18 protein-coding genes are annotated in these 21,304 nt (G+C 34.4%); 10 read left to right on the plus strand and 8 right to left on the minus strand.

Translation table 11 applies throughout. The features are described from left to right. Nucleotides 1–261: 261 nt before the first annotated feature. Nucleotides 262–639 (minus strand): winged helix-turn-helix transcriptional regulator, encoded by a 378-nt coding sequence (locus tag AC5YGG_RS17240; RefSeq protein ID WP_496145682.1) that lies wholly within the window; start codon nt 637–639, stop codon nt 262–264. Between the two features lie 95 nt (nt 640–734). Between AC5YGG_RS17240 and AC5YGG_RS17245 the strand changes: the two genes are divergently transcribed. Both AC5YGG_RS17245 and AC5YGG_RS17250 read left to right on the plus strand, forming a co-directional pair. Then, the gene (locus AC5YGG_RS17245; RefSeq protein ID WP_496145683.1) at nt 735–1,373 is read left to right on the plus strand and encodes a peroxiredoxin-like family protein; all 639 of its coding nucleotides are present in this window, start codon (nt 735–737) and stop codon (nt 1,371–1,373) included. Beyond that, complete coding sequence (locus AC5YGG_RS17250) at nt 1,370–2,170, plus strand: DNA alkylation repair protein (protein WP_496145684.1); 801 nt, start codon at nt 1,370–1,372, stop codon at nt 2,168–2,170. Before AC5YGG_RS17245 ends, AC5YGG_RS17250 begins: the two co-directional genes overlap by 4 nt. A gap of 846 nt (nt 2,171–3,016) precedes the next feature. On the opposite strand, the gene AC5YGG_RS17255 is transcribed toward AC5YGG_RS17250, so the two are convergent. Beyond that, nucleotides 3,017–3,775 carry a TIGR03915 family putative DNA repair protein gene (locus tag AC5YGG_RS17255; protein WP_496145685.1) on the minus strand — a complete coding sequence of 253 codons (759 nt, stop codon included), beginning with the start codon at nt 3,773–3,775 and terminating at the stop codon, nt 3,017–3,019. 98 nt (nt 3,776–3,873) lie between these two features. Then, complete coding sequence (locus AC5YGG_RS17260; protein ID WP_496145686.1) at nt 3,874–5,133, minus strand: putative DNA modification/repair radical SAM protein; 1,260 nt, start codon at nt 5,131–5,133, stop codon at nt 3,874–3,876. Between the two features lie 156 nt (nt 5,134–5,289). Between AC5YGG_RS17260 and AC5YGG_RS17265 the strand changes: the two genes are divergently transcribed. The 6 genes from AC5YGG_RS17265 (at nt 5,290) to AC5YGG_RS17290 (ending at nt 11,424) form a co-directional block, all read left to right on the plus strand. Then, complete coding sequence (locus tag AC5YGG_RS17265; RefSeq protein WP_496145687.1) at nt 5,290–6,618, plus strand: hydroxymethylglutaryl-CoA reductase, degradative; 1,329 nt, start codon at nt 5,290–5,292, stop codon at nt 6,616–6,618. 166 nt (nt 6,619–6,784) lie between these two features. After that, entirely contained in the window at nt 6,785–7,873 is a 1,089-nt protein-coding gene (locus AC5YGG_RS17270) for a hypothetical protein (RefSeq protein ID WP_496145688.1), read from the plus strand. Nucleotide 7,874: 1 nt separating this feature from the next. After that, the gene (locus AC5YGG_RS17275; RefSeq protein ID WP_496145689.1) at nt 7,875–8,261 is read left to right on the plus strand and encodes a DUF423 domain-containing protein; all 387 of its coding nucleotides are present in this window, start codon (nt 7,875–7,877) and stop codon (nt 8,259–8,261) included. A gap of 2 nt (nt 8,262–8,263) precedes the next feature. Beyond that, a complete protein-coding gene (locus AC5YGG_RS17280) occupies nt 8,264–9,541 on the plus strand; it encodes a chloride channel protein (RefSeq protein WP_496145690.1) in 1,278 nt (425 codons plus the stop codon). Nucleotides 9,542–9,671: 130 nt separating this feature from the next. Further along, on the plus strand, nt 9,672–10,862 hold the full coding sequence (gene sucC / locus AC5YGG_RS17285; RefSeq protein ID WP_076390839.1) for an ADP-forming succinate--CoA ligase subunit beta: 1,191 nt from the start codon (nt 9,672–9,674) through the stop codon (nt 10,860–10,862). Nucleotides 10,863–10,938: 76 nt separating this feature from the next. Beyond that, on the plus strand, nt 10,939–11,424 hold the full coding sequence (locus AC5YGG_RS17290; RefSeq protein WP_496145691.1) for a hypothetical protein: 486 nt from the start codon (nt 10,939–10,941) through the stop codon (nt 11,422–11,424). Nucleotides 11,425–12,197: 773 nt separating this feature from the next. On the opposite strand, the gene AC5YGG_RS17295 is transcribed toward AC5YGG_RS17290, so the two are convergent. After that, nucleotides 12,198–13,088: a mechanosensitive ion channel family protein gene (locus AC5YGG_RS17295; protein ID WP_496145692.1), complete on the minus strand. Its 891-nt coding sequence runs from the start codon at nt 13,086–13,088 to the stop codon at nt 12,198–12,200. Nucleotides 13,089–13,186: 98 nt separating this feature from the next. On the opposite strand from AC5YGG_RS17295, the gene AC5YGG_RS17300 reads away from it, so the two are divergent. Continuing rightward, nucleotides 13,187–13,822, plus strand: a complete 636-nt coding sequence (locus AC5YGG_RS17300) for a peroxiredoxin (protein ID WP_496145693.1) — start codon at nt 13,187–13,189, stop codon at nt 13,820–13,822. Between the two features lie 106 nt (nt 13,823–13,928). Here the strand turns inward: AC5YGG_RS17300 and AC5YGG_RS17305 are convergent, their stop codons facing one another. The 3 genes from AC5YGG_RS17305 to AC5YGG_RS17315 form a co-directional block, all read right to left on the minus strand. Beyond that, entirely contained in the window at nt 13,929–14,519 is a 591-nt protein-coding gene (locus AC5YGG_RS17305) for a hypothetical protein (RefSeq protein WP_496145694.1), read from the minus strand. Between the two features lie 244 nt (nt 14,520–14,763). After that, nucleotides 14,764–15,279 (minus strand): hypothetical protein, encoded by a 516-nt coding sequence (locus AC5YGG_RS17310; RefSeq protein ID WP_066697144.1) that lies wholly within the window; start codon nt 15,277–15,279, stop codon nt 14,764–14,766. 90 nt (nt 15,280–15,369) lie between these two features. Continuing rightward, nucleotides 15,370–17,661: a TonB-dependent siderophore receptor gene (locus AC5YGG_RS17315; RefSeq protein WP_496145695.1), complete on the minus strand. Its 2,292-nt coding sequence runs from the start codon at nt 17,659–17,661 to the stop codon at nt 15,370–15,372. A gap of 184 nt (nt 17,662–17,845) precedes the next feature. Between AC5YGG_RS17315 and AC5YGG_RS17320 the strand changes: the two genes are divergently transcribed. After that, nucleotides 17,846–18,901, plus strand: coding sequence for a Gfo/Idh/MocA family oxidoreductase (locus AC5YGG_RS17320; protein ID WP_496145696.1), 1,056 nt, complete (start codon nt 17,846–17,848; stop codon nt 18,899–18,901). Nucleotides 18,902–19,029: 128 nt separating this feature from the next. Here AC5YGG_RS17320 and AC5YGG_RS17325 read toward each other — a convergent pair whose 3' ends face one another. Next, nucleotides 19,030–20,925 carry an ABC-F family ATP-binding cassette domain-containing protein gene (locus AC5YGG_RS17325; protein WP_496145697.1) on the minus strand — a complete coding sequence of 632 codons (1,896 nt, stop codon included), beginning with the start codon at nt 20,923–20,925 and terminating at the stop codon, nt 19,030–19,032. Between the last annotated feature and the right edge of the window lie 379 nt (nt 20,926–21,304).

Here is a 21,304-nt window from a genome sequence, read left to right on the forward strand (position 1 = left end):
AGGGAAAAGCCCATAATTCTATTATTAATGCCGTATGGTGTAAACTTATATACAGAATATTTGCTGTAGTAAAAAGAGAAGAGCCTTTTGTAAATTTAACAAGATATAATTTGCATATGTCTTAGAATACACGAATTTCTTTTTTACTGCTAGAATAAAATTAAATATCCATAAATAAAATTATTCGTGAATTCGTGGCAATAATTTAGCGGTATACAATTTTATCGCAGATAAAATCCCTGCGTCTTAATACACTCCTACCTATTCAATATAATTTTGCGCCTTTGCGTTTTTCAATAAAATATTTCCATCTTCAGGAATCAATAATTTTCCCCAATCATTCAGCTGCCAAAGAATCTGAACCAGCTTTTCTCCAAGCTCAGTAAGCGTATATTCCACTCTTGGAGGCAATTCATTAAAAGACTGTTTTGTGAGGATACCGTCTTCCACCATTTCTGAAAGCTGTTGATTAAGAACTCTCCGGTCTACCTTGGCAATTCCGCGCAAAAACTCACTGGGGCGCTTTTTCCCTTCATTGATTTGCCAAACAATAGGAATTTTCCATTTCCCACTGATGGTATTGACTGCAACTTCCAATGGACAGATTTTATTTTCTTCAGCTCTTCCCTTTATTTCCATAAAATTGACTTTTTTATCCCTATGGGTGAAAAATATGCGTTATTGCCTATTTATAACGGCTTTTAGACCTTTGTAAAAATAAGAAATTAAAAGAAATGGATACATTGGCAAATCAGATAGAACAATTGAATCAGAGTTTATCTTCTCAGCTTCCACAGGAAATAATGGAAGCATTTGGAAAGTCTATTGAAGATTTAAAAACAAAAAATATCGAAGAAAATAGTATTCAGATAGGAGAGAAAATGCCTGAATTTTCATTATTCAACACATCTGGTGATTTGATAAACTCAAATGAAATTCTCAAGAATGGTAAAATGATTTTGGCTTTTTATAGGGGAAGCTGGTGCCCTTACTGTAATTTGGAATTAAAGTATTTACAGAAAAATTTATCAAGGATAAAAGATAAAAATACGGCATTAATCGCTATTTCTCCACAAAGTCGGGATCATTCTCTGACAATGATAGAAAAAAATGAACTTGAATTTGAAGTATTGACGGATACTAATAATAATTTTGCTAAAAAGATGGGCATTACTTTTCAACTTCAGGATTTCGTTCTTCCATATTATCAGAATTTAGGAATTACTCTTTCTGATTTTAATAAAAATGAGGATAATATATTACCTGTGCCCGCAGTTTTTGTAATCAACGAAACTGGAACTATTATATATAAATTTTTAGATGTAAATTACATGAATAGAGTAGATGTAGAAGATCTAATACAGTTATTATGACAGAAAAAAGAAAGGGTGCACGTTCCATCAAAGATATTCCCAATGATATTTTAATACAGTTGAACAAGGGTGAAATTGAAACCGCTAATCTTACAGAATGGCTGGCAGTTGATCAAAGAATGTTATTGGAAAATTTACTAAAGCAGTATGATCGTACAAAATATCTGAAACCCATCCTTGAAAAAGTAGATCAATTAAAAAAACAGACCGTCAACTCAATCAATGAAACTATCGGTTTGCAAATTCTTGATCTTGCTACCGAAAATAATGATGAAGATTTTTTATTAACATTATCAACCCATCAGGCTGACTTGGCTCGCTGCTGGGCAGCTTATACAATTGGACGAAATAATTATTTTAATCTTCAGGAAAAACTTGAAAAAATACAGTCATTTGCTTCAGATCATCATTTTGGAGTAAGAGAAATCTGTTGGATGACAGTACGCCCCGATATAGCAAGAAATCTTGAGGAAAGTTTATCTATCCTTGTAGAATGGACAACCCATGAGAATGAAAATATCAGACGTTTTGCCAGTGAATCTACGAGACCGAGAGGAGTTTGGTGTGAACATATTCAGGAATTAAAACAAAATCCGGGGCTTGGATTAGAAATTTTGGAACCTTTACGATCAGATCCGTCACGATATGTACTGGATAGTGTAGGAAACTGGTTGAATGATGCCAGCAAGTCTCAACCAGAATTTGTGGTCGAAATATGTGATGAATGGCTTCGGGAAAGTAATACAAAAGAAACTCAGTATATTATCAAAAAAGCATTACGTACAATTCGTAAGTAAATGTTATTATCCAACATCAGAATATAAATGGAAATTTTCCAAAATTTTCCTGAGCAAAGTAGCAGCTGAGTTTTAACTTACCCTTGTCAAGGTTATAAACCTTGACAAGGGTAAAAAACAGCACCTGGTATTTCTATTGAGGCTGAAAGAGTAAAATTATCTATGTTAATCAGTGATTAAAAAAGTTATCCACAATAAGGAATTGTAGAACATATCTTTCGTAAATATAATAAGTTACAAAAACCTTTTGCCATAAAGCGTTTCAGCTGGCAGGCTAGCTTATTAATCCTGAAAAAGTTATCCACAATGTCGGATTCTGGATTAATTACTAGCATATCTATTTTATAATTAATATGTTATATAAAATGGCTGATGAAAGGAGTTTTGAATAATTACTGATTAAATTAAATTCAAAAAGTTATCCACAATATGAGTCTTTGAATTAAAACACCAATGCAGATTTGAGCTGAATTTAAATTTCAAGAGACAAAAACATCATTCAAAAAGCAAATACCATTATTTATTTCAATTTGTGTTAACAGTGGAAAATATAAATGATCAGAAAAAAGTTATCCACAATATTAGATTGTAGATTATATCTCCCATAATACAAGTGTGTTATGGGAACTGTCTGAGGAAAGGCATTTCGGTTCATCGGATTTACTTTTTTTGTGAAAAAGTTATCCACAATATTGGATTATGGATTAATTGCTATAGTATCTTTCCTGTAATTAGGAAGTTATGTGAAATGCCTGATAGAAATACTTTTGATAAATTACAGATTGAATGAAATAAAAAAAGTTATCCACAATATGAGTTTTTTTAAGTGATAGGACAATTATAGTTCTACCATTTTTCTGTCAGATATTTCCAATACCTTTTTGGAACATGCTGGGTATGTAGTTTCAGATTCTTTCTTTCAACAATATTGGTTTTTGTAAAATATCTCTGCCAAAGGGTTTGATAATTTCTTTCCTCATCATGAAATTTTTCCTGATAATTTTTTATATCCAGCTTTTCATCAGGATAAAAGAAATCACAGTTTTCCAGATCATACAGAATTCCGTAATGTCTTCTTAAATCATAGATCATCCATTTTTGATCCTGATAACGATTCTTAAAATGCTTTCTGATCAAAGGAATAACATTGAAATCAGGATCTATTTTTGAAAAGAAAATATCATCCTGCATTTTTTCAAAGCGGACAAAAGCCGTCATCCGGTGACTTTCCCTGTCTACCGATTTACAGATCTTGGAAATATTCATAATATCGCTATCTGCAAAATTCTCAAGAATATTCTCTTCAGCAAGTTTGATAGACTGCCTTACCGCAGATAATATGAGCTTTTCTGAATCAGAATCCTCAGACAAAAAAACTTTTAAAAGTTTGTGAACCCCTCGTTTTCCTAGATTTTTTTCCAGTTTGTTTAAAACCCGGTCAGATTTATCCGTTTGAGTGATGACTTCATGGATTTCGGCAAAAATATTTTCCTGTTGAAATTTTCCTTTGCTAATAATTTCCACATCCTGATAACGGTACTCAAAAACTTCAAATATTGCTGTGAAAAGTCCGTCAAAACTACCGTCGTAAAGTAAAGTTGTCATTATTTAATTGAAAAATGATGTCATTATAATTGCTTAGGAAAAAGATTGAAAAATGATCAATACTCTTCATAAGATAACTTTTTGCCTTTTTTATATAATTAAAATAAACTTAGCTGGTGTGAAAACTGATTGTGAAACTTTGAAGAGCTACCGCCAATAAGTAATTTTCTGAAGTTTTTATCCGTTAAATATTTTAAAAAAGCATTTCCGGCATTGAAATCAATAAAATATTTTGCTCTGTTCACTGCTGCTCCCAATTGTTTCAAATGATCTATATTCAATATCTGGAAACGCCTTGCACTTACAATCTTTTGTGCAGATTTTACACCAATACCAGGAATTCTTAAGATCATCTGATAATCTGCGGTCTGAATATTCACAGGAAACTGATCCAGATGTCGCAATGCCCAGCTTAGTTTTGGATCTACTTCCAAATCCAGAAAGGGAATGTTGGGATCAAGGATTTCTTCAGCTTTAAAGCCATAAAATCTCATCAGCCAATCCGACTGATATAATCTGTTTTCTCGCAGCATTGGAACTTCAGTCGTTAAAGAAGGAAGTCTTTTATCTTCTAAGACCGGAACATAGCCTGAATAGTAAACCCTTTTAAGATTAAAATTTTTATAAAAATGATCTGCCACCTTAATAATCTGTAAATCGTTTTCATTCGTAGCCCCCACAATCATTTGAGTAGACTGTCCTGCCGGAGCAAACTTGGGGACTTTCTTTAAAATCTTTTTTTCATCCTGATACTGAGTGATTCCTTTCTGGATATAACGCATCGGGCTGATCATATCCTGCCTGTTTTTCTCGGGCGCCAATAATTTTAAGCCGCTTTCAGTAGGGATTTCAAGGTTTACAGATAATCTGTCTGCATATAAAGCCGCTTCCTGCATCAGTTCATCACTTGATCCGGGAATGGATTTCAGATGAATGTAACCATTAAAATTTTCTTCCAGACGTAATTTTTTGGCTACCCGTACTAAACGTTCCATCGTTGTATCTGCATTTTTGAAAATACCTGAGCTTAGAAATAACCCTTCAATATAATTTCTACGGTAAAAATTAATCGTTAAGTCTACCACTTCTTCTACCGTAAATGCAGCTCTTTTGATATCATTCGAGCTTCTGGAAACACAGTAGGCACAATCATAAATACAATGATTGGTCAATAGAATTTTAAGCAGGGAAACACATCGCCCGTCTTCTGTATAGGTATGGCAGATTCCGCTTACCGAACTGTCTCCCAAAGCTCCTTTTTTATTCTTTCTGGTTCCACCGCTTGATGAACACGAAACATCATATTTCGCTGCATCAGCAAGGATTTCAAGTTTTTCTTTAAGGCGGTCAAAATTCATATTCTAAATATATTGATATGATTTGTATCTGTTAGTGTTTTAAATAATGTTCAAATTTAGTTCCAAAATTGATAAATGTCAATCTTTTTTCATAGAAGTTATCAACAAAAAAGAGTCTCAAAATCATTATATTTACGGCTCATTAAAGTTTATATCATGAATCATAAACCAATCGAAGGTTTTTCCAAGCTTCCAAAGCAGGGGAAAATCGACTGGCTCGTAAACGAATATCTTGAGGGAAATCAGGAATACCAAAATATATTAAAACAATATTGGAACGAAAACGCAGATCTTCAGAAGCTTCACGAAGAATTTTCTGAGAATACGATTTCCAATTTTTATATGCCTTACGGAATTGCTCCGAACTTTTTAATCGACGGAAAATTGTTGGCACTTCCAATGGCTGTTGAAGAAAGTTCAGTAGTGGCAGCAGCTTCCAAGGCAGCAAAATTCTGGATCGATAAAGGAGGTTTTAAAACAACCATTATCAATACCGAAAAACTGGGGCACACCCACTTTATGTTCAGTGTGGAGCCTCACAAATTATTACATTTCTTTAATTTCAGCTTAAAGAAAAAATTACTGGAATCTACAGAAGAAATCACTGCGAATATGAGAAAACGCGGCGGTGGAATTCTAAACATCAGCCTTGTGGATAAAACTGCAGAAATGCCGAATTATTACCAGTTGAAAGCTAGCTTTGATACGGTAGATTCAATGGGTGCCAATTTTATCAATTCTTGTCTAGAACAGTTCGGGAAAACATTGAGACAGGAAGTAGCAACAAGTGAAGATTTTACTCAGGATGAAAAGAACTCATTACAGATTGTGATGAATATCCTTTCCAATTTTACCCCGGATTGTGTCGTTAGAGCAGAGGTTTCATGTAAAATGGAAGACTTAAAAGATGACAGCGGAATTTCCCCGGAAGAATTTGCTGCTAAATTTAAACAGGCAGTAACCATCGCAGAAATTGAACCTTACCGTGCAACCACTCATAATAAAGGGGTGATGAATGGAGTAGATGCTGTTGTCATCGCTACCGGAAATGACTTCAGAGCGACAGAAGCTTGCGCACATGCTTATGCTGCAAGAGACGGACAATACAGATCTCTGACTCATTGTACTACGGATAACGGAGTTTTCAGATTCTGGATTGATCTTCCTATTTCTGTAGGAGTTGTAGGGGGCTTAACGAATCTTCATCCCCTGGTAAAATTCTCTCTTGCATTACTTGGAAAACCGTCTGCCCAGGAATTAATGAGTATTCTTGCTGTTTCCGGACTGGCACAAAACTTCGCGGCATTACGTTCATTGGTAACAACAGGAATTCAGAAAGGTCACATGAAAATGCACTTATTAAATATTCTGAACCAATTGGGAGCTACGGAAGAAGAGAAACAGCATTTTGTGACGTACTTTAAAGATAAAACGGTGAGCCACCACGAAGTGATCAATGAGTTTAACAGAATGAGAGAAAAATAATGTTACAGATCATACTGCCTATTATATTTCTCGCTTTTGGATTCTTTTTGAAGAAAACAACATCCCCTGGTTTTAAAAGCTCCAAGAAATTTGCCAATATGTTTATCATACTGGGGATTTCTACACTGGTGGCAAAATTTATTTTAATGTATTTAAAATCAAAATAGTGAAAAAGAGTATCCTGTTTTTTTTATTGGTATCAGGTTTAGGTTTTTCGCAGCAGAAAAATGTAAAAATTACGGATCTATTGCCTAAGACGGAAGATTCTAACTTTCCTTTGATCTCCTATGCTGAAAATCCGTTAGTAGAAAATAAGATAAATACTTTTTTACAGGTTAATGAACTGGAATATGTTCCGAATTCGGGACCTAATCCTTTTAAGCTGGTATCTACAGGAAAAACCTCTTACTCCAACTATATTTATTTTTACAGCTGGGAAAAAATTGAAACTCCTAAAAATATTCTATCTATCGCAATGGATGGAGAAGCTTCAGGTGCTTATCCGGAAAATTTTGCAAAATGGGTGAATTTTGATCTCAGAACAGGAAATCTTATTAATGCAGAAGATCTTTTTACTCCCAATGCAGCTAAAACAATTGAAAATTTAATTCGAAAGCAAATAAAGAAGGAGATTAATGATTTTCTTGTACAGCTAAAGTCTGAGAAAAATCCTTCGGAAGAAGTTCAGGATCAGATTGGGATCTATGAAGATTGCTTCACCGATTATACTTTAGATGGTATACAGTATTATTTTGCCAAAGATAAAATCAGGTTTATTGCAGGAAGATGTGCTAATCATGCTATGAGAGCATTGGACGAACTTGATAGCCATGTTGTAGAGTTTCCGTACAAAGAATTAGAAAAATACTGGAGCCCTTACACCCGAAATTTACTGAACGGTTCTGATAAAATAGAGAAAACAAGTTTCAGAAATAAGCTGTACAAAGGGAAAATAGATGGGAAATATCCCATTACAGTTCTTGTCAGTCGTTTTTATCCCGCCGATGATTCCTCAGGAATAAGTTCTTTTAATGCAGAATATTGGTATGACAAAAACAAAAAACTGATCAAATGGGATGGGCAGATGAAAGGAAATCATATTTCCATTGTAGAGAATGATCATTATGACGATGCTGCCAGTAAATGGATTCCAAGAGCTCATGTAGAAGCAGACATGGATGGGAAGAAGATCTCAGGAACTTGGCAGGATTATAAAACAAAAAAATATTTAACCCTAGAATTAGAAGAGTTATAAAATGAAAACAATTACTTTAGTTTTTGGAGCAGTGTACGGAATGCTTTCCGTGATCCTTGGAGCATTCGGTGCCCATGCCTTAAAAAAAATATTATCGGTGGAAAGACTGGAAAGTTTTGAAACCGGAGTACGATATCAGATGTATGCCGCTTTTTTCCTGCTGATCATCGGATATATTTTAAAATTTGAAACTTCCACAGAAAAATGGACTTCAATTTTAATGATTGCCGGAACGATTTTATTCTCCGTAAGTATTTATTTCCTAAGTATGCAGGATTATTTGGGTGTTAATCTTAAGTTTTTAGGACCCATTACTCCGTTTGGAGGATTATTCATGATCCTGAGCTGGGGAATGCTGATCCTTTATTTTGTTAAAAACAAAATCTAAACATGAAAATCAACAGAAGAAGACGGCTCATAAGAACATTCAACCTTTTGGATCAACCGATTAAGTTCAATCCATTTGTGTTCAGCCGTACTTTTTTCATGTGGGCAGTCACAGGTCTTGTAGGCGGAATCATTGCCGGAGGATATTGGATCGTACTAGAACACTTCACTGAGTTTTTAGCACACTTCCAAGGCTGGCAGGTTATTCCGACAATGGCGATTTGTGGATTACTGGCTGGGTTGGTTATTCATTTTATCGGAGATCCCGGAGAAATACATCTGATTGTAAATAACATCAGATTTAATAAAGGAAAACTGGAGCCGAAAAATAATCCTTCCATGATTTTATCCTCACTATTCTGCGTAGCATCAGGAGGAAGTTTAGGACCGGAAGCACCTTTGGTACAAGTTACCGGATCTACCGGAACCTGGTTGGGAAAAATTTTCAGATTAAAAGGTGAGGAATTACGCTCTTTAAGTATCGCCGGAATGGCATCAGGATTTACGGCATTGTTTGGAGCACCGCTTGGGGGAAGCCTTTTTTCCCTGGAAATTCTGCATCATAAACACGCAGTAGAATATTATAAAGCAATTATACCCGCGTTAGTAGCAAGCTGCTTCAGTTATCTGATGTTTGCTTTAATTATCCACCTAGGAATCGGTGCAACATGGGATTTAAAAGCTTATCATTACACCGGAGTATATGATTTTCTGTACGCAACTTTATTTGGAATCGTAGGAACTTTCTTCGGATGGATATTCATTTTCGTGGTGAAATTTTTCAAAAAAGTTTTTGAATACAGAAAATTTCCTATCTACATCAAAACATTAGTAGGGGGAGTTGTTTTAGGAATTATAGCTTATTATTTTCCAATTACAAGATATTTTGGACACAATGAGATCAATCAGTTAATTGGAGGAAACTTCGGGCTGAACTTTCTGATTTTGGTTCTAATATTTAAGATTTTAGCGATTGCCATTACCGTTACTTCAGGTTGGAGAGGAGGTTTTATCATCCCTCTTTTCTTTGTGGGGACCACATTAGGATTAATAATTCACAATGTATTTCCAACTGTGGATAGCACTTTAGCAATTGTAAGTTGTATGGCGGCAATTAATGCCTGTGTGACGAGAACCCCGATGAGTACAACCATAATTTTAGGAACATTGACAGGTTTTACTTATTTTGTTCCGATTCTTTTCGCTAGCCTTACAGGATATTTTCTTGCTCCGAAAATTCCGTTTATCGGTTCTCAGTCTGAAAAATTAGCGGAAGAATAAGGAAAAATGTATAAACATGTCAAAAATCAAGGAACTAATCTTTAATTTTTGAATGAAGAATCTTGAACTTCCATGTCTTTTTAGTAAATTTGTCAACCTTTAAATTTTTAAATAAAATAATAAAAATAATATGAATCTTCACGAGTATCAATCAAAAGAGATTTTATCAAAGTACGGAGTAGCTATCCAACGTGGTTTCGTTGCAAACAACGTAGACGAAGCTGTAGCTGCTGCTGAAAAACTAACTGCTGAAACTGGCGCTCAAGGGTGGGTAGTAAAAGCTCAGATCCACGCAGGTGGTCGTGGTAAAGGTGGTGGTGTAAAGTTCTCTCCAAACATGGATAAACTTAAAGAAAACGCTCAGAACATCATCGGAATGCAGTTGGTAACTCCACAAACTTCTGCTGAGGGTAAAAAAGTAAATTCTGTTTTGGTTGCAGAGGATGTATATTATCCAGGTGAAACAGAAACTAAAGAATTTTATGTTTCTATTCTTTTAGACAGAGCTGAAGGTAAAAATACAATCGTATATTCTACTGAAGGGGGGATGGATATCGAGCACGTTGCTGAAGTAACTCCTCACTTAATCCACAAAGAAATCATAGATCCTGCTTTAGGTCTTCAAGGCTTCCAGGCTAGAAAAATTGCTTTCAACTTAGGTCTTGAAGGAAATGCTTTCAAAGAATTCGTAAAATTCATCGGTTCTCTTTACAATGCTTATACAGGTATTGATGCATCTCTTTTCGAAATCAACCCTGTGTTGAAAACTTCTGATAACAAAATTATCGCTGTAGATGCTAAAGTAACTTTAGATGACAACTCATTATTCCGTCACAAAGACTTAGCTGAATTAAGAGATACAAGAGAAGAAGATCCAATGGATGTAGAAGCTGGTGAAGCTGGTCTTAACTTCGTAAAACTTGACGGTAACGTTGCTTGTATGGTAAACGGTGCTGGTCTTGCAATGGCAACTATGGATATCATCAAATTATCAGGTGGTAACCCGGCTAACTTCCTTGACGTAGGTGGTACTGCTGATGCTCAGAGAGTTCAGACTGCTTTCGGAATCATCTTAAGAGATCCAAACGTAAAAGCTATCTTGATCAACATCTTCGGAGGTATCGTAAGATGTGACAGAGTTGCTCAGGGTGTTGTAGACGCTTACAAAGCTATGGGTAGCCTTCCGGTTCCATTGATCGTAAGATTACAAGGAACTAACGCTGTAGAAGCTAAAAAATTAATTGACGAGTCTGGTCTTCCAGTTCACTCTGCAATTACTTTAGAAGAAGCTGCAAATAAAGTAAAAGAAGTTTTAGCTTAGTCTAAAATTTTCATATAAAATAAGAAACCGTTTCATTTTTGGAACGGTTTTTTAATGCGTATAAGAAACAGTATTCATGAAAAACTTATATATTCTGGAACCTTGTTCCGAAAATTGGGAATCTATGTCTCCACAGGAAAAAGGCAGATTTTGTGCTGTCTGTAACAAATGTGTAATTGATTTTACTCAAAAGCAATCTGAAGAAATTCTACAAATTCTCACTGAAAAAGGGAACGAAAAGGTTTGTGGAACATTTTATAATTATCAGTTAAATATTGAAGATGAAAGATCACAAAAAGTAAAAAAGCAATTCTTCAGACTGATCCCCAGTATTTTTCAAAACAGCAAGGTTACATTTGCAGTACTTTCTTTAATCCTTTTTTTAGCCGGCTGCACAAAAGATAGACCTCTGAGAACAGGAGAGGTTGCTGTAGAGTTAAATGATGACAGTCTGAGTAATGATGGTGCTATTATAGGAGAGACGATGATAGTAAATGACACTGCGCCCAAAATTCATAAGAAGGACAGTGCTGTAATTCATAATAATCACAGAACAGAATAATTTGTTGGAAAACAAGAAGTGCATATTTTTTTGCCACGAATTCACGAATTTTTTATTTGATTCCAATTTTAAAAATTATAAATGAAATACTATTCTATACTTTTGTATGGTTAAGACATAGAACCATATATAAAGACATAGATGTATGTACAAATAAAATTATTCGTGCATCCGTGGCAATCATTCAGCAGTATAAAATTTTATCGCAGATAAATCTTTGCGCCTTAAAATATCCGCAATTTCTAAAATCTTGCGTCATTGTATTTACCAACAAAAAAGCCACTCCAATAATTGAAGCAGCTTGTTATTAAGCAAAAATCAACAAACATCACTGAGATTTGTGGAAAAAACTATTATTTATCCTAACTTTAATTTTACTGTTCTGTTGGAATTCGCAAGGACGCAAAGATTTATCTGAGCCGAGAATATTTTTAAGGCGCAAGAAAATCAAAGATTTTCAGCAAGGGTAGTGTTTTTTAGCCACTAACACGAATTTTTTGATACTATAATATTATTTAACTATATAAATACCTAATTTATATGTCTGAAATTTAATACAAAGTTACACACAAATAAAATTATTCGTGCATCCGTGGCAATCATTCAGCAGTATAAAATTTTATCGCAGATAAAATCTTTGCGCCTTAAAATATCTGCAATTTCTAAAATCTTGCGTCATTACGTTTACCAACAAAAAAGCCACTCCAATAATTGAAGCAGCTTGTTATTAAGCAAAAATCCACAAACATCACTGAGATCTGTGGAAAAAACTATTATTTATCCTGACTTTGATTTTCAGACAAATTACTTTCTCCGCTTGTAATACTGATACTTGTAGGGGTCACCAGCTGGATTTTATCCGCATCAAAGCGCTCTTTAATATTTAAATAAGCTTTACTTCTTACCTGTGCCAGATTTGCTCCGACTTTAATCCAGAATTTAACCTGCAGATTAAATGAACCCTGCTTCAAATCGGTAAAAATAACTTCCGCAGTATCCAACTTATCCACATTATCAAGATTTTTGATCACATCCAAAATTCCTTTTTGAGCTTTACTGATATCTTCATCTGCCGGAATTTCAAAATTTAGAATAATTCTGCGCTGCGGAGATGCTGTAATATTATAGAATGGAGCATTGAAGACTACCTGATTCGGGATATAAGCTTTCTTTCCATCATCTGTAAGAATTTTAGTCGTTAAAAATCCAATTTCCTGTACAGTCCCGGAATGAGCTCCTATGGTAATATAATCACCTACTTTAAAGGCTTTATCAATACCGATCAGCATTCCTGAAAAAATACTTGAAACCAAATCTTTCAAAGCTACCCCGGCAATGACCCCGGCAACTCCTAAACTTCCGATAAATTTCCAGAGAAATCCACTGAAGCCCATTATTTCAAGAGAAATGAATGTTCCAAGCAACATGATCAGGAACCTGAATATACTGATAAGCGTTACCAGAGAACTTTCCTTTTGACTTTTAGGAAAGAATTTATGAAATAATTTTACTGCAATCTGGCTTAAATATTTACTGGTAATGAGGAAGAAGGTAAATACTAAAATTCCGACAATCAGTTTCGGGGTAAGCTTAGCAAATGTTACATACCAATTTTCCAATACCTTATAAACAAGATCTACATAGGTAAGCCCGGTTTTCTCCATGAATTAAAATTTGACATTAAAGATATAAATTTTTCAAGAAAAGTTTTGCTTATATCAAAAAGTCTACTAAATTTGTAGACTAACAAATGCGAAATATTATGTCAATCAAACTAGGAGATATAGCACCGAACTTTCAGGCAGAGTCATCTTTAGGAGATATTAATTTCTATAACTTCCTGGGAGATTCGTGGGGAATATTATTTTCTCATCCGGCAGATTATACACCGGTTTGCACTACAGAACTGGGATATACGGCAAAACTGCAGACTGAATTCAAAAGGAGAAATACAAAAGCAATTGCATTAAGTGTAGATGGAGTAGAGGATCATCAGAATTGGATTAAAGATATTAATGAAACTCAAAATACAGAAGTTTTGTTTCCTATCATTGCTGATAAGGACCGCAAAATATCAGAACTCTATGATTTTATTCATCCTAATGCCTCTGCTACTGCTACCGTACGTTCATTATTGATTATAGATCCTGAAAAAAAAGTAAGATTGATTATTACCTATCCGGCTTCTACAGGAAGAAACTTTAATGAGATTCTAAGAGTTTTAGATTCATTACAGCTTGTAGATAGTTATTCGGTAGCCACTCCGGTTAATTGGGAAAGTGGGGATGAGGTTATTATTCCGCCAACGATTTCTACCGAAGATGCCAGAAAGAAGTTTCCGAAAGGTGTTACTGTAATAAAGCCGTATCTGAGGTATACGCCTCAGCCCAATATATGATTTATTTATTTGATTTTTTATAGTTTAGTTTTAATTTGTACGAAAATCGCCCCAAAATAAAATTTCGGGGCGATTTCAATTTTTTTATAAGTGTATCAGTGGTTGATTACTTAACGTCGTTGATGATTTGCTTAGCTTTAGATGTAGGAAGATAAATCTGGAATCCTAAACCAAAAGTAATTTTGTTAGTATATCCACCGCTTCCGAATCCTGCATTAGCATCATATTTTACTAGACCTTCTAAACCAATGTTTGGTGTGATGAAGTATGAGTAACCAGGACCAACTCCGAAGTTAAGACCGTTAGAAGAAGAACCTCCTTTAGAGATAGACATTCCTCCAACACCTACGTTACCTTCTAAGAACCATCTTCCGTGGTGAAGTAGATTATTCACTCCTTGTTCTCCAGGGTTAAGATAGTAACGTCCTAATGCTCCTACATTATACGTGAAAGTTGTCGGTGCGTCTTTAGCTCCTTTAAATCCTAAATCCACATATCCCCCGATTGCTAAATTATCTTCAATGAAATATGCTCCTTTTGGCTGAATAGCAAAATCATATCCTGCCCCTTCATTTAAACCAAAATTAGCACCTGCAAGGTTACCCCCTACCATCCAATTACCTTTTTGAATCTGAGCGTTTGCAGTTGCTGTTAATCCTGCTATGGCTAATACTCCTGTTAAAATAAGTTTTTTCATAATTTATTATTTTAATAATTAAATGTTTATTATTCACGAATTATAGAAAAAACAATAAATGTGCCAGACTCTTAATTTTAGACAATATTTCTAAATTAATGTTAATAATATCAATGAGATATAATTTTGTATTTTAACATATTTATTGAATATTTTACAATCGTAATAGTTGTGGAGTGAATAAGAAAAAGGGTAAATTGTTGAATTTAAGAAAAAAAATATTTTGTTTTTTTACCGCTTCTATCTAAATAAGCAGAAGAATGACAGAAATGATCAATCCTGCAATCGTAAACTTAATACCACGTTTAAATGCTTTTGTTTTAGGATTAAACATCCAGAAACTAGAAATAACAAAGAAGAAAAGAGCAACTCCAAAGAATACACTTAGAGGAGCAATTGCATCTTTAGACTGCGATTTGTGAAGAGAAACCATTTTATCCAATACAAAAGGAAGTTCCATTTTTGAATATTTAGCTACTCCCGTTGCCGAATCATAAGTTCCTTTTTTAAAATGAAGAACAGTTCCTTCCGTTTTTTCTACTTCAAGACCTTTCATCTTCAGTTCCTTTTTCAGTTCTTTTTCAGAAAGATTGGCAGATAAAGTCTTCTCATACTTTTTTTCGCTCTTAAGAAAGTCGGTATCTCTATAGACTAATATAATTCCACTTACTGCATATACAGCCATAATACCGGCAAGGAAATATCCCAGATATCGGTGTGTAACTCTCATGAAACTTCTTGTGTCTTTAATCTTATCCATATCGTTTTTGTTTTATTTTTAAATTTCAAAAGTGGAAGCTGCAAAAATGCAATTTCCACTTTTAATAAAGAAGTAATTATTTATTTAATTCTACAGTTTGTAAGTCAGTGTAAAATAATAATTTCTAGGCATGATCGGGTTTACCGAGTAATTCTCATGTACGTTGTAGTTGACAACATCAAATAGGTTACCCACTCTTCCTTGAACAGAGAATTTTTTCCATTCGTAGCCAACAGAAAGAGAAACAGTGGTGTAGTCTTTCAGATCAAACATTCTGGTCACATTGTTTCTGGTTGTGTTGGTAGATTTTGTATCATTCCATCCAGCGATTCGGTCTCCAATGTAATAAACTCCGGCTCCGATTTTTAACCCTTTCACATAGTTTGTAAACTTATAGAAAACAGAAACATTTGCTGTTGTAGCAGGTGTTCTTACTAATCTTTGGTTTTCAATATATCCTTTTTCAGGAGTATCAATATAAACAGAATTGTTATAAGAGAAACCTCCGATAATAGATAAGTTTTCTGTCGGATTTCCTGTAATGTCTAATTCCACACCACGGCTTCTCATATTTCCTGCCAATTCTTTAAGATTGGTGTCTGTTGAATTTACCGGCACTGCATTGGGGGTTGTTGTAGAAATGTACCAAAATGTTTGATAATAATTATTGTACATAATCTGGTAAGCTGTCAGGTTAACTGCTAAAGCATTGTTCCAGAAATTCTTTTTAACACCAATTTCATATTGATCAACTGTTGATGGCTTTATACTTTGTCTTGATAAAGCATTCAATTCGTTTTGAATATCAGCAGGAAGTTGATTTGTATTTACTGTATTAAATTGATCTGAAGTATATCCTGAATTTGAAGCAAACGAATTAGTATATGTTGCAAATACCGAAAGGTTTTCATTAGGAGCATAAACCAAACCTACTTTTGGAGAAAATGCATTGTCAGACGTTGACGAATTTGATACTTCGAATTTCTCATTTGAATTAAAACGAGTAGTCAGCGTAGGCATATTTTCTATATAAGACCATCTTAATCCAGCAATTACTTTTAGCTGTTTTGTTAAGCTGATAAAATCTTGTGCATAGATTCCGATTCTTCTTGTATTGATTCTGTTTCTTGTAGTAAGAGTAGAATTGGGCATATCAACATTTCCCCACGTTGAAGGATCATCTAAATATAGAAGGTTCGTTGGCGCTGTGACATTATAAGTATAAGCATCTGCCTGGCTATAATCTGCATCAGAACCAATTAAAACTTTATGATTGATTTTTCCTGTATTGAACTCACCATTGATATTTACTTGTGCCGAAGTATAATTTTGTTCGTTGTAAGTTTTACCAAAAGGTCTTTTCCAAGATAACCTGTTAGGATCTACATTTTTATCTTTGGTATCATATATCCATTGTACTCTTTCAGAAGAAAAATAGTCTTTAGTATAGTTTTGATAAGACGCAGTAGCATTCAAAGACCATCTTTCGTTAAATTGATGATTAAAAGTCACATTCGTTGAAGCTTGCTGCACATTCTGATATTGCCAGTCAGTTCCAAAGAAAACGTTTCTGGAAAAACCGTCATTCAGTCTATAGCTTTGATCTTTTTCTGTAATAGATCCAAGCCCGAAATCCGGAGTGAAATTATTTTTAAGGTAATCTGCCTCAACAATTAATTGAGATTTTTCACTTAAATTAAATAAAAATGAAGGATTGAAATAATATTTTTCAGATTGTACTACATCTCTGAAACTTTCAGCATATTCGTAAGTTCCGTTTACTCGGAAAGCAACATTTTTAGATAAAGGTCCATAAACATCTACTGTTGGTTTATAAGTATTCCAGCTTCCGCCATTCAATCCTATACTTCCGCCAAAATTAAACCTAGGCTTTTTCGTAATCATATTGATAACACCCCCGGCAGCAGTATTTCCGTAAAGCATTGCATTGGCTCCTTTTAAAACTTCCACTCTTTCAAGACCGCTTACTTCAGGAAAAACTCCACTATTTATTCTGGATCCATTCTTGAAAATATTATCATTTCCTAAGATAAAACCACGACCACCAAAACTGTCCTGTGAATTTCCTCTTGAAGAAGTCACATACATTCCGTTTACATTTTGTAGAACATCACTTAACTGCTTTGCCTGTTGTTGCTCAATGATCTCATGAGTCACAATAGCAATAGGTTGCGGATTTTCCATTATCGTAAGGTTCGACTTTGTAGAAAGGGGTCTTGCCTGGTTTGGATTTCCTGTTTTGTGAAGATTAATGTCCTCAATAGTTTGGGTTCTGATGGTATCTGCTTCAACATTTTTAAGCTGTGCGCTTAATGAAACAGCGGTAAATAGAAGACCTAAAGAAAGTAGTTGTCTTTTCATTTTATTTTTATGTAGAACAGTTTTAAATAAGGCGCAAATGTAAGTATTTGTTTAGAATGAATAAAAATTAATTTATGATTTTTATCATATATTTTCACTGAGAAATACATGGATTATTTCTATCATTGTGGTAGCTGAGGATTTCAGCGTTTTTTATGAATATATTTGTTTAAAATTTATAAATATGCAATTGGTAAAAGCAGGGCTTTGTGCCTTTGGAATGAGCGGAAAGGTGTTTCATGCACCGTTTTTAAAAGAACATCCGGGGTTTTTTATTGCTGCGGTAGTGGAAAGAAGTAAAGAGGAATCTAAAGAAAAATATCCCGAGGCTACTATTTATCGCTCGGTGGATGAAATGCTTGAGAATCCAGATATAGAACTTGTGATTGTTAATACACCGGTTCAGACTCATTACGAATATGCAAAAAAAGCTCTGGAAGCCGGAAAAAATATTATTGTTGAAAAACCATTTACAGTAGATGTTGCAGAAGCTGAGGAGTTGGTAAAGCTAGCCGAAGAAAAAGGGCTGTTTTTAAGTGTATACCAAAACCGAAGGTTCGACAGAGATTTTCTACAGGTACAAAAAGTTTTGAATGAAGGAAAGCTTGGGAATATCAAAGAAGCAGAAATCCGTTTTGACAGATTCCGTACTACTCCAAGTGGAAAGCAGCATAAAGAAAGTCCGGATCAGATTGGTTCAGGCTCATTACACGATTTGGGAGCACATTTGGTAGATCAGGCAGTACAATATTTTGGCTATCCTGAAAAACTGTTTGCAGATGTATTTTCTATGAAAGGACCTGCATTTGCCAATGATTATTTTGAGATATTGTTATTCTATAAAAATAATTTGAGAGTAAGATTAAAATCCTCCGTATTTGCTAAAGAAGATCATTACGCTTATAAAATTTTTGGTGATAAAGGAAGCTTTTTGCAGGAAAGAACAGATAATCAGGAGGCTGAATTAGTTGCAGGAGCAATTCCTGTTTATGGTAAAGAATGGATGCAGCCTTTGCAGGATGCAGACGGAATTTTAAACTATTTGAATGAAAACTCCGAAACAGAAAGAGTACTTACTTCAAGTGAAGCCGGAAATTATATGAATTATTACCAGCAGATCTATGAACATATTGTCTTCGGATATTCTTTGCCATCTCCGGGAAAAGAAGTTGTTCAGAATATGAAAATTATTGATGCTTCCCTGGAAAGTACGAAAGAAGAAAAGGTAATTGTATTATAGACAATAAATGAGTTATGAATCAGTTTAAAGTTTGAGATTAATAGAAGCTGATATAAGAAATTACTATTCTTTTACCCGCAAACTTTATTACCTTCAAATTCTTCAAGCTAATTCATAACTCATGTTTTTTATAGTAATTCCTGAAGTTCAAGCCATCTCATCTCGTGATTCTCCAGTTTTTCAGAAACGGCTTCCAGTTCTGATGAAAGTTTGGCTATTTTTTCATAATCAGTTTCATTGTTGAGCTGATCTAATATTTTAGCACGCTGATCTTCCAGTTCAGGCATTTCTTTGTCAATTGTTTCTAATTCCCGTTGTTCCTTAAAGGTTAATTTTCTTTTTTGAGAATTGGCAGATGAAGAACTTGCAGGAGCAGCCACGGTTTCTTTTACGGGGTCCGGTTTTGAAGCTGCGTTTTTTTCCAAAGCTTCTTCACGGCTTCTTGCCTCACGATATTCCGAGAAATTTCCTACAAAATCTCTTATTTTTCCATTTCCTTCAAAAGCAAGAACATGATCTACAATCCTATCCATGAAATATCTGTCGTGGGAAACAATAATCAAAGATCCCTGGAATTGTTGCAAGAAGTTTTCTAGAACCGTTAATGTAGGAAGATCCAGGTCATTTGTTGGTTCATCAAAAATCAGGAAGTTAGGATTCTGATAAAGAATGTACATTAAGTGTAATCTTCTCTTTTCTCCTCCCGAAAGCTTTGAAATTGGTGAGTATTGTGTTTGGTCATCAAATAAGAATAACCTCAGGAATTGCGATGCAGAAAGACTTCTCCCGTTGGCTAAAGGATAAAATTCTGCAATTTCTTTAATGAAATCAATAACGCGCTCATCCTCTTTATAAGTAAGACCTTTCTGAGCAAAATATCCGAAAGAAATAGTCTCTCCCGTTTCAATTTCACCCTTATCTGCTTTTTCCAGCCCTTGAATGATATTCAGTAACGTGGATTTTCCAGCTCCATTTTTTCCGATAATTCCTACTTTTTCACCACGCTGGAACTGATAACTGAAATCTTTTAACAGGACTTTGCTTCCAAAGCTTTTATCAATATTCTTTAGTTCAAGGATTTTATTTCCCAGACGTTTCATTTCAAAATCTAGCTCAAGACCTTGTTTTCTGGTATCCGTTTTAGCAACCTTTTCTGTTTCGTAGAAGGCATCAATTCTGCTTTTTGACTTTGTGGTTCTTGCCTTAGGCTGTCTTCGCATCCATTCAAGCTCTTTTCTGTAAAGGTTATTAGCTTTATCAATGGTTGCATTCGTGTTTTCCTCACGAATCATTTTGTTCTCAAGATAAGTAGCATAGGAACCGTTGTGAACATACAGATTTCTATCTTCCATTTCCCAGATAATATCACAAACACTGTCAAGGAAATATCTGTCGTGGGTAACAAGTAACAGGGTGATTTTTGCTTTGTTCAGATAATTTTCAAGCCATTCTACCATATCCACATCAAGGTGGTTGGTAGGTTCGTCCATGATAAGCAATGTATGTTTATGCTCAGCTCTGGTTTCTGTCAACAGTTTTGCCAAAGCTACACGTTTGATCTGTCCTCCGGAAAGTGTTCCCATTTTAGCTTCAAGATCAGTAATCTTTAGCTGGGAAAGAATCTGCTTCATTTCATTTTCAAGATCCCAAGCTTTGTGAGCTTCCATATCGGCAAGTGCTTTTTCAATAAAAGCATGATCTGTAGAATGAAGAGACTTGTGATAATTCTTTAAGGCAAGAATAGGATCAGAATCAAGAGTCATCATAAACTCTTCAATAGTCAGTTTGGGATCAAAATCAATTTCCTGATCGAATAAAACAACCTGAATATCTTTATTAATAATCGCAGTACCGCTGTCTGCAATTTCTTTACCCATTAAAATTTTCAGAAGGGTAGATTTTCCACTTCCGTTTTTGGCAACAATAGCAATTTTATCTCCTTCATTAATGTGAAAAGTAATGTTTTCAAACAAAACTTTGATGCCGTAGGATTTGGTAAGATTTTCTGCAGAAACGTAATTCATTGGGAATTAATAGTTTGATTTTAATTTTAAACTGAATCGCAAAAATACGAAAAATGTAGCCATAAAACTTTCCGGCGTCTCCTCTATAAGAACGAATATTTATGATTTTTTAATAAACTGTATTCATGATCTGCAAAATCTATTCGGTAAATTAGATGTATAAATAAGAAGCTGAAATAATTATTGCGGTACATTATGAAACACTTTAGTTTACTGGAGCTATAAATATTACGAATAATAAGAACACTTAAAATTTTTGGAAATTTTTATTTTCAACTTACGTGAGCTTAATTACGTGGAGTTATTTAAAAACTAGCTAAGATGATACATCAAAATTATATACGAATAGTATTTTAACAATATAAAATCTGATTTTTAA

The organism is Chryseobacterium sp. CS2K3 (genome assembly GCF_059515185.1).

Bases quoted from the DNA above. Each gene is read 5' to 3' on its own strand.
- AC5YGG_RS17240 (WP_496145682.1), bottom strand. From the start codon at position 639: ATGGAAATAAAGGGAAGAGCTGAAGAAAATAAAATCTGTCCATTGGAA.
- AC5YGG_RS17245 (WP_496145683.1), top strand. From the start codon at position 735: ATGGATACATTGGCAAATCAGATAGAACAATTGAATCAGAGTTTATCT.
- AC5YGG_RS17250 (WP_496145684.1), top strand. From the start codon at position 1,370: ATGACAGAAAAAAGAAAGGGTGCACGTTCCATCAAAGATATTCCCAAT.
- AC5YGG_RS17255 (WP_496145685.1), bottom strand. From the start codon at position 3,775: ATGACAACTTTACTTTACGACGGTAGTTTTGACGGACTTTTCACAGCA.
- AC5YGG_RS17260 (WP_496145686.1), bottom strand. From the start codon at position 5,133: ATGAATTTTGACCGCCTTAAAGAAAAACTTGAAATCCTTGCTGATGCA.
- AC5YGG_RS17265 (WP_496145687.1), top strand. From the start codon at position 5,290: ATGAATCATAAACCAATCGAAGGTTTTTCCAAGCTTCCAAAGCAGGGG.
- AC5YGG_RS17275 (WP_496145689.1), top strand. From the start codon at position 7,875: ATGAAAACAATTACTTTAGTTTTTGGAGCAGTGTACGGAATGCTTTCC.
- AC5YGG_RS17280 (WP_496145690.1), top strand. From the start codon at position 8,264: ATGAAAATCAACAGAAGAAGACGGCTCATAAGAACATTCAACCTTTTG.
- sucC (WP_076390839.1), top strand. From the start codon at position 9,672: ATGAATCTTCACGAGTATCAATCAAAAGAGATTTTATCAAAGTACGGA.
- AC5YGG_RS17290 (WP_496145691.1), top strand. From the start codon at position 10,939: ATGAAAAACTTATATATTCTGGAACCTTGTTCCGAAAATTGGGAATCT.
- AC5YGG_RS17295 (WP_496145692.1), bottom strand. From the start codon at position 13,088: ATGGAGAAAACCGGGCTTACCTATGTAGATCTTGTTTATAAGGTATTG.
- AC5YGG_RS17300 (WP_496145693.1), top strand. From the start codon at position 13,187: ATGTCAATCAAACTAGGAGATATAGCACCGAACTTTCAGGCAGAGTCA.
- AC5YGG_RS17305 (WP_496145694.1), bottom strand. From the start codon at position 14,519: ATGAAAAAACTTATTTTAACAGGAGTATTAGCCATAGCAGGATTAACA.
- AC5YGG_RS17310 (WP_066697144.1), bottom strand. From the start codon at position 15,279: ATGGATAAGATTAAAGACACAAGAAGTTTCATGAGAGTTACACACCGA.
- AC5YGG_RS17315 (WP_496145695.1), bottom strand. From the start codon at position 17,661: ATGAAAAGACAACTACTTTCTTTAGGTCTTCTATTTACCGCTGTTTCA.
- AC5YGG_RS17320 (WP_496145696.1), top strand. From the start codon at position 17,846: ATGCAATTGGTAAAAGCAGGGCTTTGTGCCTTTGGAATGAGCGGAAAG.
- AC5YGG_RS17325 (WP_496145697.1), bottom strand. From the start codon at position 20,925: ATGAATTACGTTTCTGCAGAAAATCTTACCAAATCCTACGGCATCAAA.